Source organism: Halomonas alimentaria, from assembly GCF_009902005.1.
Classification (GTDB): Bacteria; Pseudomonadota; Gammaproteobacteria; order Pseudomonadales; family Halomonadaceae; genus Halomonas; species Halomonas alimentaria.
In genome coordinates this window covers 1,991,635-2,008,074 of the sequence record NZ_WUTT01000001.1, presented here as the reverse complement: position 1 = coordinate 2,008,074, position 16,440 = coordinate 1,991,635, and the positions used below count along the sequence as shown (strand labels likewise).

The 16,440-nt window shown below is 66.2% G+C and carries 16 protein-coding genes; all 16 read left to right on the top strand.

All coding sequences use genetic code 11. The features are described from left to right. Positions 1–70: 70 nt before the first annotated feature. The 16 genes from GRB96_RS09485 (at position 71) to GRB96_RS09410 (ending at position 16,423) form a co-directional block, all read left to right on the top strand. Positions 71–472: an ATP synthase subunit I gene (locus GRB96_RS09485; RefSeq protein ID WP_240894148.1), complete on the top strand. Its 402-nt coding sequence runs from the start codon at positions 71–73 to the stop codon at positions 470–472. Between the two features lie 7 nt (positions 473–479). Next, the gene (gene atpB, locus GRB96_RS09480) at positions 480–1,307 is read left to right on the top strand and encodes a F0F1 ATP synthase subunit A (RefSeq protein WP_161431913.1); all 828 of its coding nucleotides are present in this window, start codon (positions 480–482) and stop codon (positions 1,305–1,307) included. 77 nt (positions 1,308–1,384) lie between these two features. Beyond that, entirely contained in the window at positions 1,385–1,612 is a 228-nt protein-coding gene (gene atpE / locus GRB96_RS09475) for a F0F1 ATP synthase subunit C (RefSeq protein WP_023006402.1), read from the top strand. Between the two features lie 76 nt (positions 1,613–1,688). Further along, positions 1,689–2,159 (top strand): F0F1 ATP synthase subunit B, encoded by a 471-nt coding sequence (locus tag GRB96_RS09470; RefSeq protein WP_161431912.1) that lies wholly within the window; start codon positions 1,689–1,691, stop codon positions 2,157–2,159. Between the two features lie 11 nt (positions 2,160–2,170). Continuing rightward, complete coding sequence (locus tag GRB96_RS09465) at positions 2,171–2,707, top strand: F0F1 ATP synthase subunit delta (RefSeq protein ID WP_161431911.1); 537 nt, start codon at positions 2,171–2,173, stop codon at positions 2,705–2,707. 16 nt (positions 2,708–2,723) lie between these two features. Next, positions 2,724–4,268, top strand: a complete 1,545-nt coding sequence (atpA, locus tag GRB96_RS09460; protein WP_161431910.1) for a F0F1 ATP synthase subunit alpha — start codon at positions 2,724–2,726, stop codon at positions 4,266–4,268. 71 nt (positions 4,269–4,339) lie between these two features. Next, on the top strand, positions 4,340–5,221 hold the full coding sequence (gene atpG / locus GRB96_RS09455) for a F0F1 ATP synthase subunit gamma (protein WP_161431909.1): 882 nt from the start codon (positions 4,340–4,342) through the stop codon (positions 5,219–5,221). A gap of 66 nt (positions 5,222–5,287) precedes the next feature. Beyond that, the gene (atpD, locus tag GRB96_RS09450) at positions 5,288–6,664 is read left to right on the top strand and encodes a F0F1 ATP synthase subunit beta (protein ID WP_161431908.1); all 1,377 of its coding nucleotides are present in this window, start codon (positions 5,288–5,290) and stop codon (positions 6,662–6,664) included. Positions 6,665–6,689: 25 nt separating this feature from the next. Continuing rightward, on the top strand, positions 6,690–7,115 hold the full coding sequence (locus tag GRB96_RS09445) for a F0F1 ATP synthase subunit epsilon (RefSeq protein ID WP_161431907.1): 426 nt from the start codon (positions 6,690–6,692) through the stop codon (positions 7,113–7,115). A gap of 113 nt (positions 7,116–7,228) precedes the next feature. Further along, complete coding sequence (mgtE, locus tag GRB96_RS09440) at positions 7,229–8,602, top strand: magnesium transporter (RefSeq protein ID WP_161431906.1); 1,374 nt, start codon at positions 7,229–7,231, stop codon at positions 8,600–8,602. Between the two features lie 104 nt (positions 8,603–8,706). After that, complete coding sequence (locus GRB96_RS09435; RefSeq protein WP_161431905.1) at positions 8,707–9,504, top strand: undecaprenyl-diphosphate phosphatase; 798 nt, start codon at positions 8,707–8,709, stop codon at positions 9,502–9,504. 86 nt (positions 9,505–9,590) lie between these two features. Continuing rightward, on the top strand, positions 9,591–10,652 hold the full coding sequence (locus GRB96_RS09430) for an FAD:protein FMN transferase (protein WP_161433069.1): 1,062 nt from the start codon (positions 9,591–9,593) through the stop codon (positions 10,650–10,652). 3 nt (positions 10,653–10,655) lie between these two features. Continuing rightward, positions 10,656–12,020, top strand: a complete 1,365-nt coding sequence (glmU, locus tag GRB96_RS09425) for a bifunctional UDP-N-acetylglucosamine diphosphorylase/glucosamine-1-phosphate N-acetyltransferase GlmU (protein ID WP_161431904.1) — start codon at positions 10,656–10,658, stop codon at positions 12,018–12,020. Between the two features lie 14 nt (positions 12,021–12,034). Continuing rightward, positions 12,035–13,870 carry a glutamine--fructose-6-phosphate transaminase (isomerizing) gene (gene glmS, locus GRB96_RS09420; protein WP_161431903.1) on the top strand — a complete coding sequence of 612 codons (1,836 nt, stop codon included), beginning with the start codon at positions 12,035–12,037 and terminating at the stop codon, positions 13,868–13,870. 5 nt (positions 13,871–13,875) lie between these two features. Further along, positions 13,876–14,745, top strand: coding sequence for a DUF72 domain-containing protein (locus tag GRB96_RS09415; protein WP_338074054.1), 870 nt, complete (start codon positions 13,876–13,878; stop codon positions 14,743–14,745). A gap of 334 nt (positions 14,746–15,079) precedes the next feature. Continuing rightward, positions 15,080–16,423: a sodium-dependent transporter gene (locus GRB96_RS09410; protein ID WP_161431902.1), complete on the top strand. Its 1,344-nt coding sequence runs from the start codon at positions 15,080–15,082 to the stop codon at positions 16,421–16,423. Positions 16,424–16,440: the final 17 nt, after the last annotated feature.

The following is a 16,440-nucleotide window of genomic DNA, read 5'->3' as shown; positions in this document are numbered from 1 at the left end:
GGGGCTTCCCTATAATCCGCGGTGGTTTTGGCCTTGCGCCTTGCCCGATCAAGGGAGCGGCGAGAAGACGATGAGACATCCCGCCACTCGCCGGCGTACCATGGGCTGGCGCCTGCTGCGACTGGAAGTGCTGGGCGTCTGCGTCGTGATCGTGGCGGCGACCCTGATCGGCGGCGTCGAAGCGGGGAAATCCGCCCTCTCGGGTGCACTGGTCGGGCTGATTCCCCAGGCATTCTTCGTCTGGAGAAGCGGTCAGGCACGTGGCGGCCGACAGGCGCAGCGGTTCGTGATGAACCTTTATCGTGCGGAAGCAGGCAAGTTCGGTTTGACGGTGGCACTGCTGGCAATGGTCTTCGTGGCCGTGCCCCCCTCAAACCCGATTTCTTTCTTCAGCGCATACGTGGCGACCCATCTCATGCCCTGGCTGGCACCCTGGCTCAGGCGCGAGCGGTCGACCCCTCAACCGAGGTGATCTTCGCATGGCAGCAGGCAGTGATAACACGGCGGCTAACTACATACAGCACCACCTCCAGAACCTGACTTTCGGCCACCACCCCGAGAATGGGTGGTCGTTGGCACATGGTGCCGAGGAAGCTCGCGAGATGGGCTTCTGGGCGATCCACCTGGACACCATGGGCTGGTCCATCGCCATGGGGCTGCTGTTCATCTGGTTGTTCCGCAAGGCCGGCAAGATGGCGACCACCGGTGTGCCCGGGCCGCTGCAGAACGTCGTCGAGATGATCATCGAGTTCGTCGAGCTCACCGTGCGCGGTGCCTTCCATGGCCGTAACCCGGTGATCGCGCCCCTGGCGCTGACGCTGTTCGTCTGGATCTTCCTGATGAACCTGCTCAAGCTGGTGCCGGTGGACTATGCCCCCGAGCTGTTCGCCCGCCTGGGCATCGAGTACATGAAGCTGGTACCGACCACCGATCCCAATGCCACCCTCGGCATGGCCATCGGCGTGTTCGGCCTGATCATCTACTACAGCCTCAAGGTCAAGGGCGTGGGCGGCTTCGCCAAGGAGCTCTCGCTGACCCCCTTCAACCACTGGTCGCTGATTCCCTTCAACCTGGTGATGGAGATCATCGGGCTGCTGGTCAAGCCGCTCAGCCTCGGCCTGCGTCTGTTCGGCAACATGTTCGCCGGCGAGGTGATCTTCATCCTGATCGCCCTGCTGCCCTTCTGGGTGATGTGGACCCTGAACGTGCCCTGGGCCATCTTCCACATCCTGGTCATCACCCTGCAGGCCTTCATCTTCACGGTGCTGTCGGTGGTCTACCTGAGCCAGGCCCACGAGCATCACTGAAGTCGATACCCTTGCAACACCCTTAACCTCAACCCTAAACCCTTAACCCGAAACTACTCTCAATCAGGAGCACTACCATGGAACTCGTCTATATCGCTGCCTCCCTCATGATCGGCCTGGGCGCTCTGGGTACCGGCATCGGCTTCGCCATCCTGGGCGGCAAGCTGCTCGAGTCTACCGCTCGCCAGCCGGAGCTGGGCGACCAGCTGCAGACCAAGACCTTCCTGATGGCCGGCCTGCTCGACGCCGTGCCGATGATCGGCGTTGGTATCGCGATGTACCTGATCTTCGTCGTTGCCGGCTAATACATGACAGCACCGAGCGCCATGCGCTCGGTTTGCTTGTTTCCGGTCAACACGAACCTGTCAGAGGTACCGCCCCGTGAATATCAACATGACGCTGATCGGGCAGACGATCGCCTTCGCGATCTTTGTCTGGTTCTGCATAAAGTACGTGTGGCCGCCGATCAGCAACGCGCTTCACGAGCGCCAGAAGAAGATTGCTGACGGCCTGGATGCGGCCAGCCGTGCCTCGCGTGACCTGGAGCTAGCCCAGGAGCGCGCCGAGCAGACGCTGCGCGAGAGCAAGGAACAGGCTTCACAGATTCTCGAGCAGGCCAACAAGCGTTCCTCCCAGATGGTCGAGGAGGCTCGCGAGCAGGCCCGTGTCGAAGGCGAGCGCATCGTCGCCTCCGCCCGCGCCGAGATCGAGCAGGAAGTCAATCGTGCCAAGGACGAGCTGCGTGCCCAGGTGTCCCGCCTGGCGGTCACCGGTGCCGAGCGTGTCCTGGAAGCCTCCATCGACGAAAAGGCCCATCGCAAGCTGCTCGACGAGCTTGCCGCCGAACTGTGAGGAGGTGATCCATGGCGGAACTGTCTACCGTTGCCAGGCCCTATGCCAAGGCGGCGTTCGAGTACGCACGCGATCACCAGACGCTGGATACCTGGTCCGACTGGCTGAGCAAGCTGGCCATGGTGGTAACCAACCGTGAGGCGCTCAAGCTTCTCTCCAGCCCCAAGCTCGACACCGAGCGCAAGGTGGCCATGGTGGTCGAGCTGGCGGAGGTCGACCTCGATGAGGCTGCCGCCCGTTTCCTCGCCACCCTGGGCGAGAAGGGGCGTCTGCCGGCGCTGGCAGCGATCCGCGAACAGTTCGAGACGCTGCTCGCCGACCACGAGAAGCGCGTCGACGTTACCGTGGTCTCGGCCTACAAGCTCACCAAGGCACAGCAGGACAAGCTCTCCGGCGCGCTCAAGAAGCGCCTGAATCGCGAAATCTCCATTACCACTCAGGTGGATCCCGAGCTTCTCGGTGGTGTCATCCTGCGTGCCGGCGACACCGTCATCGACGGGTCGGTGCGTGGTCGATTGAACCGCCTTTCCGAAGCCCTTTCCGCCTGAGTCTGAGGGACATGGCATGCAGCAACTGAATCCTTCCGAGATCAGCGACATCATCAAGCAGCGTATCGAGAAGCTTGACGTCGCATCCGAAGCCCGCAACCAGGGCACCATCGTCAGCGTTTCCGACGGCATCGTGAAAGTTCACGGCCTCGAGGACGCGATGTTCGGTGAAATGATCGAGTTCCCGGGCAGTATCTTTGGCATGGTGCTCAACCTCGAGCGCGACTCCGTGGGCGCCGTGGTGCTGGGCGACTACCTGCAGCTCGAAGAGGGCATGACCGCCCAGTGTACCGGTCGTATCCTCGAGGTGCCGGTGGGCCCCGAGCTGCGCGGTCGCGTGGTCGATGCGCTGGGCAACCCCATCGATGGCAAGGGCGATATCAACGCCAAGCTGACCGATGCGGTAGAAAAGGTCGCCCCCGGCGTCATCACTCGTCAATCCGTTGACGAGCCGATCCAGACCGGCTTCAAGTCCATCGACGCCATGGTGCCGATCGGTCGCGGCCAGCGTGAGCTGATCATCGGCGACCGTCAGATCGGCAAGTCGGCCATCGCCATCGACGCCATCATCAACCAGAAAGGCACCGGGGTAACCTGTGTCTACGTGGCCATCGGTCAGAAGCAGTCGACCATTGCCAACGTGGTGCGCAAGCTCGAGGAGCACGGCGCGCTGGAGCACACCATCGTGGTCGCCGCCGGCGCCGCCGACCCGGCCCCGATGCAGTTCCTGGCGGCCTATTCCGGCTGCACCATGGGCGAGTACTTCCGCGACCGCGGTGAAGACGCGCTGATCGTCTACGATGATCTCTCCAAGCAGGCCGTGGCCTATCGTCAGGTCTCCCTGCTGCTGCGCCGTCCGCCGGGCCGTGAGGCCTTCCCGGGCGACGTCTTCTACCTCCACTCCCGCCTGCTCGAGCGTGCTGCGCGCGTGAACGTCGACTACGTCGAGAAGTTCACCAACGGCGAGGTGAAGGGCAAGACCGGGTCGCTGACGGCCCTGCCGATCATCGAGACCCAGGGTGGTGACGTCTCGGCCTTCGTGCCGACCAACGTGATCTCGATCACCGACGGTCAGATCTTCCTCGAGACCGACCTGTTCAACTCGGGCATCCGTCCGGCGATCAACGCCGGCCTGTCGGTCTCCCGTGTGGGTGGTTCGGCCCAGACCAAGATCATCAAGAAGCTCGGCGGCAGCGTGCGTCTGGCCCTGGCCCAGTACCGCGAGCTGGCGGCCTTCGCCCAGTTCGCTTCCGACCTGGACGAGGCTACCCGCAAGCAGCTGGAGCACGGTCAGCGCGTCACCGAGCTGATGAAGCAGAACCAGTACTCGCCGATGTCCGTGGCCGAGATGGCCCTCTCCCTGTATGCCGCCAACGAGGGCTACCTGGAGGAGGTCGAGGTCAACAAGATTCTGGACTTCGAGCGTGCCCTGCGTGACTTCATGAAGGCCGAATACGCCGAGCTGCTCGACAAGATCAACCAGACCGGCGACTACAGCAGCGAGATCCAGGATGCACTGAAAGAGGGTCTCGAGAAGTTCAAGGCCACTCAGAGCTGGTAATGCCGTTGGCCTGCCCCGCCCGCGGGGCGGGCCCTGGAGCTTACTGAGTGCCACGAACGGAGTAGATCGCTATGGCAGCTGCAAAAGAGATACGCACCCAGATCGGGAGCATCAAGAACACGCAGAAGATCACCAGCGCCATGGAAATGGTCGCGGCGTCGAAGATGCGCAAGGCCCAGGACCTGATGAAGGCCAGCCAGCCCTATGCGCGTCAGATCCGCAACGTGGTCGCGCATGTCGCCGATGCCAATCCGGAGTACCGTCACCCGTGGATGGTCGAGCGCGAGGTCGAGCGCGTCGGTTACATCGTGGTCTCCACCGACCGCGGCCTGTGTGGCGGCCTGAACGTCAACCTGTTCAAGTCCGTGGTCAAGGACGCCAGGACGTGGCGTGACCAGGGGGCCGAGCTCGACTTCTGTGCCCTGGGCAGCAAGGCCGCTACCTTCTTCCGCAGCTACGGGGGCAACCTCGTCGCCGCGAAGAGTGGCCTGGGCGAGGCGCCCGAGGTCGAGGACCTGATCGGCAGCGTGAAGGTGATGCTGGATGCCTACGACGAGGGCAAGCTGGACCGCCTGTGCGTGGTGTACAACGAGTTCGTCAACACCATGACCCAGAAGCCGGTGGTCCGTCAGCTGTTGCCCCTGTCGCCCGATATGGGCTCGGAAGCGAACGACGAAGAAGACAAGCGTCCCGGTAGCTGGGACTACCTGTATGAGCCGGATGCCAAGGCGCTGCTGGACAGCCTGCTGGTGCGATTCGTCGAATCGCAGGTGTACCAGGCGGTGGTCGAGAACGGGGCCTGCGAGCAGGCCGCGCGGATGATCGCCATGAAGAGTGCAACCGACAACGCCGGCAATCTGATCGACGACCTGGAGCTGGTGTACAACAAGGCCCGTCAGGCGGCCATTACCCAGGAAATCTCCGAGATCGTCGGTGGTGCCGCCGCCGTATAAGCGCCAGGGAGGCCATGGCCCTCCCGGCATGCAGGTTTCATTTTCAGGTATTTGAGAGGAACCAAGATGAGCGGACGTATCGTACAAATCATCGGCGCGGTGATTGACGTAGAGTTTCCGCGGGACAATGTTCCCAAGGTCTACGACGCGCTGAAGGTCTCGAATGTCGAGACCGTGCTAGAGACCCAGCAGCAGCTGGGTGATGGCGTGGTGCGCACCATCGCCATGGGCTCCACCGAGGGCCTCAAGCGTGGCATGGACGTCACCAACACCGGCGCGGCCATCTCCGTGCCGGTGGGCAAGGCGACGCTGGGCCGCATCATGAACGTGCTCGGCGAGCCCATCGACGAGGCGGGCGAGATCGGCGAAGAAGAGCGCATGCCGATCCACCGCAAGGCACCGGGCTACGCCGACCAGGCGGCCTCCAACGAGCTGCTCGAGACCGGCATCAAGGTCATCGACCTGGTCTGCCCGTTCGCCAAGGGCGGCAAGGTCGGCCTGTTCGGCGGCGCCGGTGTGGGCAAGACCGTCAACATGATGGAGCTGATCCGCAACATCGCCACCGAGCACAGCGGCTACTCGGTGTTTGCGGGCGTGGGTGAGCGTACCCGTGAGGGTAACGACTTCTACCACGAGATGACCGAGTCCAACGTCATCGACAAGGTGTCGCTGGTCTACGGCCAGATGAACGAGCCGCCCGGCAACCGCCTGCGTGTGGCCCTGACCGGCCTGACCATCGCCGAGAAGTTCCGCGATGAAGGCCGCGACGTGCTGCTGTTCGTCGACAACATCTACCGCTACACCCTGGCCGGTACCGAGGTCTCCGCCCTGCTGGGCCGGATGCCCTCCGCGGTGGGTTACCAGCCGACCCTGGCCGAGGAGATGGGTGTGCTCCAGGAGCGCATCACCTCCACCAAGACCGGCTCGATCACCTCCGTGCAGGCCGTCTACGTGCCCGCGGATGACCTGACCGACCCGTCGCCGGCGACCACCTTCTCGCACCTGGACGCCACCGTGGTACTGGCGCGCTCCATCGCCGAGCTGGGTATCTATCCGGCCATCGATCCGCTGGACTCCACCTCGCGTCAGCTCGACCCGCTGGTCGTCGGCGAGGAGCACTACAACACCGCCCGCGGTGTGCAGAACGTGCTGCAGCGCTACAAGGAGCTCAAGGACATCATCGCGATCCTGGGCATGGACGAGCTGTCCGACGAGGACAAGCTGGCCGTGTCGCGGGCGCGCAAGATCCAGCGCTTCCTGTCGCAGCCGTTCTTCGTGGCCGAGGTGTTCACCGGGTCGCCCGGCAAGTACGTGTCCCTCAAGGACACCATCCGCGGCTTCCAGGGCATCCTCGACGGCGAGTACGACGAGCTGCCGGAGCAGGCCTTCTACATGGTCGGCACCATCGACGAGGCCGTCGAGAAAGCCAACCAGATGAAGTAATCCCGTCTACCTGGGAGACGTCGTCATGACGAAAAGCTTCAAATGCGAGATCGTCAGCGCCGAGGAGGGGATCTTCTCCGGCCAGATCGAGCGGGTCATCGCCACCGGGCGCATGGGCGAGCTGGGGATCCTCCCCGGCCACGCCCCGCTGCTCACCGAGCTCAAGCCGGGCCCGGTGCGTGTGATCCACGATGGCGAGGAGGAGCACTACTACGTCTCGGGAGGCTTCCTGGAAGTCCAGCCGGACGTGGTGACCATCCTGGCCGACGCGGCGACTCGTGCCCATGACCTCGATGAGGCGGCGGCCGAAGAGGCTCGTCAGCATGCGCTGAAGAACCTCAACGACAAGTCCGCCGAGCTGGATTACACCCGTGCATCGGCCGAGCTGGCCGAGGCCGTGGCCCAGCTGCGCACGATCCAGCAACTGCGCAAGAAGGCCGGCAAGGGCTGATTATCGCCCCTGCGTGAGTCTCGCGCCCCCTGCGCGTCGGCAACGACGTGTACGGGGGCGTTCTTGTCTCTGTCATCCCGGTGGCCTGGCCCTGGGGCGCCGTGGAGGATGCCATGTCACTCAGCGAGAGCCTGAACATGCACCGGCTTGCACTCTGCCAGGCCCTCGACGAGGAGGATGGCGAGCGGCTCGATGCCCTGCTGCCCGAGTTGCGTTCGGCGGATATCGCCGAGATTCTCGAGGCGATCCTCGAGGAACAGGCCGACCCGCCCCGGGCCCTTGCCCTGTTGGGACGCCTGCCACTGGAGCGTCGCGCCAGCGTGCTCGGGCATCTGCCCGGTGATGCTCAGCTGGTGCTTGCCGAGGCGCTCAGCGACGAGCGCCTGCTGACTATCCTCGAGGAGATGGGGTCCGACGAGCGTGCCGATCTCTTCAACCTGCTCGATGAGGGGCGCCGCCAGCGGTTGCTGCGACGCATGGCGCGCCGCGAGCGCGAGGAGCTCAAGCGCCTGGCCAGCTACGAGGAGGGCACCGCCGGGGCGATCATGACCGCGGACTATGTGGCCATCCCCAGCGGCATGACGGTCTCACAGGCGATGATGCGGGTGCGTCAGACGGCCCCCGATGCCGAGACGGTCTACCAGCTCTATATCGTCGACGACCAGGGACGGCTGGCGGGCACCCTGTCGCTGCGCCAGCTGATGGTGGCGCCCCCCGGAGAACCCATCGACGCGCTGATGATCCGTGATGTGATTCACGTCCCGGTCGACGAGGCCCAGGAGGCGGTGGCGCGCATCGTCGCCCGCTACGACCTGCTGGCGCTGCCGGTAGTGGATGCCGACAGGCGGTTGGTGGGCATCGTCACCCATGACGATGCCATGGACGTGGTCGAGTCCGAGGCCACCGAGGATATCCACAAGGGGATGTCGATCGGCTCCCTGGAGGACGGGGTCAGCCGGGTGCCGCTGTGGAGCCTGTATCGCAAGCGGGTCATCTGGCTGGTGCTGCTGGTGTTCGCCAACCTCTTCTCCGGCGCGGGCATCGCCTACTTCGAGGAGACCATCGCCGCCCAGGTGGCGCTGGTGTTCTTCCTGCCGCTGCTGATCGGCAGCGGCGGCAACGCGGGCGCCCAGGCCGCCACCCTGATGGTACGCGGCATGGCCACCGGCGACGTGGGCATCAAGGACTGGGGCAAGTTGCTGGGACGCGAGCTGCTGGTGGCCGGCTCGCTGGGGCTGACCATGGCCCTGGCGGTGGCACCCATCGGGATCATGCGCGGCGGCGAGGCGCTGGCCCTGGTGGTGGCCATGAGCATGGTCACCATCGTGCTGTTCGGCAGCCTGCTGGGCATGTGCCTGCCCTTCCTGCTCGACCGCCTGGGCTGGGATCCGGCCACCGCCTCGGCGCCGCTGGTGACGACGCTGATCGACGCCTCTGGGGTGCTGATCTACTTCGGCATCGCCACGGCGGTTCTCTCCGCCGCATGAGGCCTCTCCCGATGGCAAGCGGGGCGGACAGCGTGGCGGCGGGCGTGTATCCTCTGCGCGGCATGTCGCCTGCGGGCGTTGGCCACTGCTGACAGGACATCTCCATGGATTGGCTTCAGGTCGTCGTACTCTCCATCGTCCAGGGACTCACCGAATTCCTGCCGATCTCCAGTTCCGCCCACCTCATCCTGGTGCCGGCGCTGACCGACTGGGGCGACCAGGGCCTGGCCTTCGACGTGGCGCTGCATATCGGCAGCCTCTCGGCGGTGGTGCTCTACTTCCGCCAGGAGCTGGTGCGCATGGCGGTGAGCTGGGGTGGATCCCTGGCGGGGCGCGGTGTGGACCCCGATGCCCGCCTGGCCTGGTGGGTGGTGCTGGCGACGATCCCGGTGTGCCTGGTGGGCCTGGCCTTCCATGACGCCATCGCCGAGGGCATGCGTTCGCCGCTGATCATCGCCTTCGGACTGATCGCCTTCGGACTGCTGCTGGCCTACGCGGACCTGCGCCATCGCGGCAGCCGCGACGAGTATCAGCTGACCCTGCGCGATGCCCTGCTGATCGGGCTGGCCCAGGCGCTGGCGCTGATCCCCGGCACCTCGCGCTCGGGCATCACCATCACCGCGGCGCTGCTGCTGGGCATGAGCCGCGAGGGGGCGGCGCGCTTCTCGTTCCTGATGTCGATCCCGGTGATCGTGCTGGCCGGCGGGATGGAGGTCCTCGGGCTGATCCGCGACGCGACCCAGGTGGACTGGTTCACCCTGACGGTGGGGGCGCTGCTCTCGGGCATCAGCGCCTATCTCTGCATCCACTTCTTCCTGGCCTTCATCAAGCGGGTCGGCATGCAGCCCTTCGTGATCTATCGGCTGCTTCTCGGTGCCTGGCTGCTGTGGCTATTCTGGTAACTCTGTTCTGCTGATCCCCTAGGAGTCACCGCGTGATTCGACGCCCCTTGCCGTTGTTGCCCTGGTTACTGTTATCCACGGTGCTGATGCTGGCGGCCTGCTCCGAGCGCGACCGGCCGCTCGATTCGCCGGTGCGCCTCGAGGGCAGCATCTTCGGCAGTTTCTACCAGGTGACCATCGTCGACTCCCTGACCCAGGGCGAGGCCAACGCCCTGGAGGAGGGCATCCTCGCCGAGCTCGAGGCGGTGGATGCGAGCATGTCGATCTATCGTGATGACTCCGAGCTCTCGGCGTTCAACCAGGCCCCGACGGGGGAGTGGCAGCCGCTCTCCGACGCGCTGGTCGAGGTGCTGGCCATCGGTCGCTCGGTGGCCGAGGCCAGCGACGGGGCCTTCGACATGACCATCGGTGGACTGGTCAACCTGTGGAGCTTCGGCGCCGAGGCGCGCCCCAGGGAGACCCCCGCCGACGCCGAGCTGGCCGAGCGGCTGGCGCAGATCGGCACGGACGCCCTGGAGCTCGACGAGCAGCAGCGTGAGGCCAGGCGCACACGCGAGGTGACCATCGACCTGGGTGGGGTGGCCAAGGGGCACGCTACCGACCGGGTGGCCGCCTTCCTGGCGAGTGAAGGGATCGAGCACTATCTGGTGAACCTCGGCGGTGACCTGCTCGCCCGTGGCTACCGCGACGGCGATGCGGAGCCCTGGCGCATCGGCATCGAGGCGCCGCTGGCGGACCGCCAGGAGGCCCGACACGTGCTGCCGCTGCACGCTGTATCGGTGGCCACCTCCGGCGACTATCGCAACTACTTCGAGGAGGACGGGCGGCGCTACTCCCACACCCTGGACCCCCGCACCGGGCGGCCGATCACCCATCGGCTGGCCTCGGTGAGCGTCTTCCACGCCTCCAACGCCTGGGCGGATGCCTGGGCCACGGCGCTGATGGTGCTGGGCGAGGAGGCGGGCATGGCGCTGGCCCGGGAGCGCCAGCTGAGTGCGCTGATGATCATACGCGAGGATGACGGCTGGACCACCCGGGTCACCCCCGCCTTCGTCGAGCAGTTCGGCGCCGCGCGGGTGGAGGAGCTCGAGCTGGAGGCTGCGCCCGGCGGTCGCTCGCGGCAACAGGAACAACAGGATCAGGAGTGATGGATGACACTTGACGTAGTGATACTGGCCGCCGGGCAGGGCACCCGGATGCGCTCGACCCTGCCCAAGGTACTGCACCGCCTGGCCGGCAAGCCCATGGTGCGCCATGTGATCGACACCGCTGCGGGGCTGCACGCCGAGCGTACCCACGTGGTGGTGGGCCATGGCGCCGAGAAGGTTCGTGAGGCGCTGGCCGACTGTCGCGTGCACTTCGCCCTGCAGGCCGAGCAGAAGGGTACCGGCCATGCCGTGGCCCAGGCCCTGGAGGGGCTCGGCAACGGCCGGGTGCTGGTGCTCTACGGCGACGTGCCGCTGATCCATCGGGCGACCCTCGAGCGGCTGCTGGAGGGTGTCGATGACGATCACCTGGGGCTGCTCACCGTGACCCTCGACGATCCCGGCGGCTATGGACGCATCCTGCGCAACGCCGAGGGAGAGGCGGTGGCCATCGTCGAGCACAAGGACGCCAGCGAGAGCGAGCGGGCGGTACGCGAGTGCAATACCGGCATCATGGCGATGACCGCCAACCAGCTGCGCCGCTGGCTGCCGCGGCTCTCCGCCGACAATGCCCAGGGCGAGTACTATCTCACCGATATCATCGCCATGGCCGCCGCCGAGGGGGTCAGGGTGGTCACCGCCCAGCCGGCCGACCCGGTCGAGGTGGAGGGCGTCAACAACCGGGCGCAGATGGCGCGCCTGGAGCGAGCCCATCAGCAGGCCATCGCCGAGCGGCTGATGACCGAGGGCGTGGCGCTGGCCGACCCGTCGCGGCTCGACGTTCGCGGGTCCCTGCACTGCGGCCATGACGTGGAGATCGACGTGGGCTGCGTCTTCGAGGGGGATGTGGAACTCGGCGAAGGGGTGCGTATTGGCCCTCACTGCGTGATTCGCGACAGCCATATCGGCGCCGAGAGCGTGATCGAGTCCCACAGCGTCATCGAGGGCGCGGTGATCGCCGGGCGCGCTACCATCGGGCCCTTCGCCCGCCTGCGTCCCGGTTCGCGCCTGGCGGTGGGGGCCAAGGTGGGCAACTTCGTCGAGACCAAGAACGTCGAGGTGGGCGAGGGCAGCAAGATCAACCACCTGAGCTACGTGGGCGACGCCCGCCTGGGGCGTGGCGTCAATGTCGGTGCCGGCACCATCACCTGCAACTACGACGGCGCCAACAAGCATCGTACCGAGATCGGCGACGACGCCTTCATCGGCTCCAACAGTGCCCTGGTGGCGCCGGTGAGCATCGGCCGGGGAGCCACGGTGGGGGCCGGCTCCACTGTGGCCAAGGACGTGCCCGACAACGCCCTGGCGGTGACCCGGGCACGCCAGGTCAGCAAGGCCGACTGGCCGCGACCCCGCAAGCAGGACGACTGAGGAGAAAGACAGCGATGTGTGGAATCGTCGGAGCCGTTGCCGAGCGCAACGTGGAAGGGATACTCCTGGAGGGTCTCAAGCGCCTGGAGTATCGCGGCTATGACTCCGCCGGCATGGCGGTACTCGCCGCCGACGGCAGCCTGCAGCGGCGTCGTGCGATGGGCAAGGTGGCAGCCCTCGAGGAGCGCCTGGTCGCCGAGCCGCTGCCGGGGCACAGCGGGATCGCCCACACCCGCTGGGCGACCCACGGGCGGCCCAGCGAGGTGAACGCGCACCCCCACCAATCCGGAGAGCGCCTGGCGGTGGTGCACAACGGCATTATCGAGAACCATGAGGTGCTGCGCCGCGAACTCGAGGCCGAGGGCTATGTGTTTACCTCCGAGACCGATACCGAGGTGATCGCCCACCTGCTGGAGCGCGAGAGCCGCCAGGCTGGTGACCTGCTCACCGCGGTGCAGCGGGTGCTGGCTCGGCTGGACGGGGCCTATGCGCTGGGGGTGATCCATGCCGAGGAACCCGACGTCGTGATCGGCGCCCGCAAGGGCAGCCCCCTGGTGGTGGGCGTGGGCATCGGCGAGGCCTTCCTGGGCTCCGACCCGCTGGCGCTGCTGCAGGTCACCGACCGCTTCATCTACCTGGAGGAGGGCGACGCGGTACGCCTCTCCGCCGGCGGATGCATCGAGGTGTTCGATGCCGAGGGTTCGGCCGTTGAGCGCGAGGTGCAGACCTTCGAGCACGGCGACGGCGCCGCCAGCAAGGGTGACTACCGCCACTTCATGCTCAAGGAGATCCACGAGCAGCCGGCGGTGATCGCCGCCGCCCTGGAGGGGCGGCTGGGGGATCGTTCGGCGCTGGTGGAGAGCTTCGGTCCCGACGCCGAGGCGCTGTTCCGCCAGGCCAGGCAGATCCATATCGTCGCCTGCGGCACCAGCTACCATGCGGGCATGGTGGCGCGATACTGGCTGGAGCGCTATGCCGGGATCCCGGTGCAGGTCGAGGTCGCCTCGGAGTATCGCTATCGCCAGGTGGTGGTGCCCGAAGGAACCCTGTTCGTGACCCTCTCCCAGTCCGGCGAGACCGCCGATACCCTGGCCGCACTGCGCTTCGCGAGGACGGGCGGCTACCTGGCCAGCCTGGCGATCTGCAATGTGCCGGGCAGCTCCCTGGTGCGCGAGTCCGACCTCTCGCTGATGACCCAGGCCGGCCCCGAGATCGGCGTGGCCTCCACCAAGGCCTTTACCACCCAGCTCACCGCGCTGATGCTGCTGACCCTGGCGCTGGGTCGCATCAGGGGCCTCGACGAGACCGTGCAGGCCGAGGTGGTGACGGCGTTGCGCGGCCTGCCGCGGCTGGTGGAGCGGGTGCTGGCGCTGGATCCGGCCATCGAGGCGCTCTCCATGGCCTTCGCCGAGAAGCACCATGCCCTCTTCCTGGGCCGCGGCGCCCACTTCCCCATCGCCCTGGAGGGGGCGCTCAAGCTCAAGGAGATCTCCTACATCCACGCCGAGGCCTACCCGGCGGGTGAGCTCAAGCATGGGCCCCTGGCGCTGGTGGACAGCGACATGCCGGTGATCTCCGTGGCGCCCAACGACGAGCTGCTCGACAAGCTCAAGTCCAACCTCCAGGAGGTGCGGGCCCGCGGCGGCGAGCTGTTCGTGTTCGCCGACGAGGGGGTCGGACTCGAGGCGGCCGATGGCATTCATGTGCTGCATCTTCCCCGGGTCCACGAGGCGCTGGCGCCGATCCTCTATACCGTGCCGCTGCAGCTGCTCAGCTACCACGTGGCGGTGCTCAAGGGCACCGACGTGGACCAGCCGCGCAACCTGGCCAAGTCGGTGACGGTGGAGTAACCCTTATCCCGGATAGTGCCGAGCCCCGCCTGCACCTGGGGCTGCCCATTTGGGCCAATGCCGACTGGCGAGGTGGTCTCTACCCGTCGGGTGGTGGCGGGCTCGAGGAGTACGCCCGGGTATTCTCCGCCGTGGAGGGCAACACCACCTTCTACAGCGGGACGCCGCGAGCCGAGACGGTGGCCTCTTGGGCCCGCCAGGCACCGCCCGGGTTCCGCTTCTGCTTCAAGCTGCCCGCCGTCCTGACCCATGAGCGGCGGCTGCTCGGTATCGAGTCGGACCTTGACGCCTTTCTCGAGGGCCTGGCCCCGCTGCACGATCGCCTGGGTCCGGTGATGGTTCAGCTGCCCCGGGATTTCGGTGGCGCCGAACTGGGGCAACTGGAAGCCCTGCTGGCACGCTGGCCGACAGGAATTCCCTGCGCCGTGGAGGTGCGTCACAGCGAATTCTTCCACAAGGGGAGGGCCGAGGTCGCCCTGAACAGATTGTTGATAACTCACGGGGTCGATCGCGTGATGCTCGATGTGCGGCCGCTCTTCTCGACACCTGCCGGTGACCATACCGGCCTGCTCCAGGCCCAGCGCGAGAAGCCGAGACGCCCATTACACGTGCTTTCCACGGGGCATCGACCGCTGGTGCGCTTTATCGGCCATCTCGACGGGGAGATCAACGCGCGCTATTTCGAGGCCTGGATCGAGCGGCTCTGCCTGTGGATAGATCAGGGGAAAACCCCTTTCCTGTTTGTGCATACTCCCGATAATCGCCGGGCACCCCAGCTGGCCAGGCGCCTTCATGAGCGGCTGGCGGCGAGGCTGTCACTGCCGCCGCTGGCCGCCTTTCCCGGCGAGGCACAGGCCAGCCTGTTTGGTCCCTAGGATGGTTCCCGGGGGCACAAGTGTTGCACCCCAAAAGACGCTGGCCATCGGGCGTTTGATCGGATAGTTTTATGGTCCGGAGCGTCTTTATCCCTGGAATTTGACTGGATCTTGCGCCTAACCCGCGTGGATCTTGCGATATTCCGGCGCTCCGGCGCCCGCGGTAGATGGCAACCCGCCGGCTGGCGCGAGCGCAGCGGCAGCGATCCTGCCTGGATCCCTGCCACTCTTGACGGTGCCCCGTGACCCGGGGCGCTCTGGACGTGGCAATGACAAGCACAAGCCGCCATCGCGCCGGATCGGCCGTTGGTGACACGTACACTCAGGGTGAAACATGTCGAAACTCTCCCACGCACAGTGGTCATCGAAGATGGCCTTCATCCTGGCAGCCACCGGTTCGGCGGTGGGGCTGGGCAATATCTGGCGCTTCTCCTACATGGTGGGTGACAGCGGGGGCGCGGCCTTCGTGCTCGTCTACCTGGCCTGTGTGGCCCTGGTGGGCCTGCCGATCCTGGTCGCCGAGTGGCTGATCGGCCGCCGTGGCCAGGAGAACCCGATCAACTCCATGATCGATCTGGCCCGCAAGAGTGGTCGAATGCCGGCCTGGGCGGTGGTTGGCGCCAGCGGCGTGCTCGCCGCCTTCCTGATCCTCTCCTTCTACAGCGTCATCGGCGGCTGGTCGCTCTCCTATACCCTGGGCTCGGTCACCGGCCAGTTCAGCGGCCAGGACTCCGACGGCATCGGCGCCCTGTTCAGTGGCCTGCTGGCCAACCCCACCGCCCTGACCCTGTGGCACACCGCCTTTATGGCGCTGGTGATCTTCATCGTCGCCCGCGGCGTGACCAAGGGCCTGGAGGGCGCCGTACGCACCCTGATGCCGGCGCTGGTGATCCTGATGGTGATCCTGGTGATCTACGGCATGACCACCGGGCATTTCGGCGAGGCCATGGCCTTCATGTTCAGCCCCGACTGGAGCGCCATCAACGGCGAGGTGGTGCTGGCCGCCATGGGCCAGGCCTTCTTCACCCTGTCGCTGGGCATGGGCATCATGATGGCCTACGGCTCCTACCTGGGCGAGGACGTCAGCCTGATCGGCACCGCCCGCACCGTGATCATCTTCGATACCGTCATCGCGCTGCTCGCCGGCATGGCGATCTTCCCCATCGTCTTCGCCAACGGCCTGAGCCCGGGCGAGGGGCCGGGACTGATCTTCGTCACCCTGCCGCTGGCCTTCGGCAACATGGCAGGCGGCACCATCCTCGGCCTGATGTTCTTCCTGCTGTTGACCTTCGCCGCCCTGACCTCGGCCATCTCGCTGCTGGAACCGACGGTAGAACTGCTCGAGGAGCGCACCCCGCTCTCCCGTGTGGCCGCCACCCTGGTGGCCGGCGTGGCGGTCTGGGCGCTGGGCATCGCCGCGCTGATGTCATTCAACGTCTGGAGCGAACTGTCGATCGCGGGCCTGAACATCTTCGACTTCCTGGATACCTTGACCAGCAAGTTCATGCTGCCGCTGACCGGCCTGGGGGCGATCCTGTTCGTGGCCTGGCGCCTCGATCGTGACAGCGTGCTGGGTGAACTGGGTCTCTCCGGTGTCCAGGCCCAGCTGTGGCAGGTCGTCGCCCGGGTGGTGGCGCCGATCGGCGTGATCGCGGTATTCGTCTACGGCCTGATCTAGCACGCCGCAGCGATACC

Excerpts from the sequence above, each read along its gene's own strand:
- GRB96_RS09410 (WP_161431902.1), top strand. The coding sequence starts at position 15,080 with ATGTCGAAACTCTCCCACGCACAGTGGTCATCGAAGATGGCCTTCATC.
- atpG (WP_161431909.1), top strand. The coding sequence starts at position 4,340 with ATGGCAGCTGCAAAAGAGATACGCACCCAGATCGGGAGCATCAAGAAC.
- GRB96_RS09445 (WP_161431907.1), top strand. The coding sequence starts at position 6,690 with ATGACGAAAAGCTTCAAATGCGAGATCGTCAGCGCCGAGGAGGGGATC.
- atpA (WP_161431910.1), top strand. The coding sequence starts at position 2,724 with ATGCAGCAACTGAATCCTTCCGAGATCAGCGACATCATCAAGCAGCGT.
- atpD (WP_161431908.1), top strand. The coding sequence starts at position 5,288 with ATGAGCGGACGTATCGTACAAATCATCGGCGCGGTGATTGACGTAGAG.
- GRB96_RS09430 (WP_161433069.1), top strand. The coding sequence starts at position 9,591 with ATGCTGGCGGCCTGCTCCGAGCGCGACCGGCCGCTCGATTCGCCGGTG.
- atpE (WP_023006402.1), top strand. The coding sequence starts at position 1,385 with ATGGAACTCGTCTATATCGCTGCCTCCCTCATGATCGGCCTGGGCGCT.
- GRB96_RS09435 (WP_161431905.1), top strand. The coding sequence starts at position 8,707 with ATGGATTGGCTTCAGGTCGTCGTACTCTCCATCGTCCAGGGACTCACC.
- glmU (WP_161431904.1), top strand. The coding sequence starts at position 10,656 with ATGACACTTGACGTAGTGATACTGGCCGCCGGGCAGGGCACCCGGATG.
- atpB (WP_161431913.1), top strand. The coding sequence starts at position 480 with ATGGCAGCAGGCAGTGATAACACGGCGGCTAACTACATACAGCACCAC.
- glmS (WP_161431903.1), top strand. The coding sequence starts at position 12,035 with ATGTGTGGAATCGTCGGAGCCGTTGCCGAGCGCAACGTGGAAGGGATA.
- GRB96_RS09465 (WP_161431911.1), top strand. The coding sequence starts at position 2,171 with ATGGCGGAACTGTCTACCGTTGCCAGGCCCTATGCCAAGGCGGCGTTC.
- GRB96_RS09485 (WP_240894148.1), top strand. The coding sequence starts at position 71 with ATGAGACATCCCGCCACTCGCCGGCGTACCATGGGCTGGCGCCTGCTG.
- mgtE (WP_161431906.1), top strand. The coding sequence starts at position 7,229 with ATGTCACTCAGCGAGAGCCTGAACATGCACCGGCTTGCACTCTGCCAG.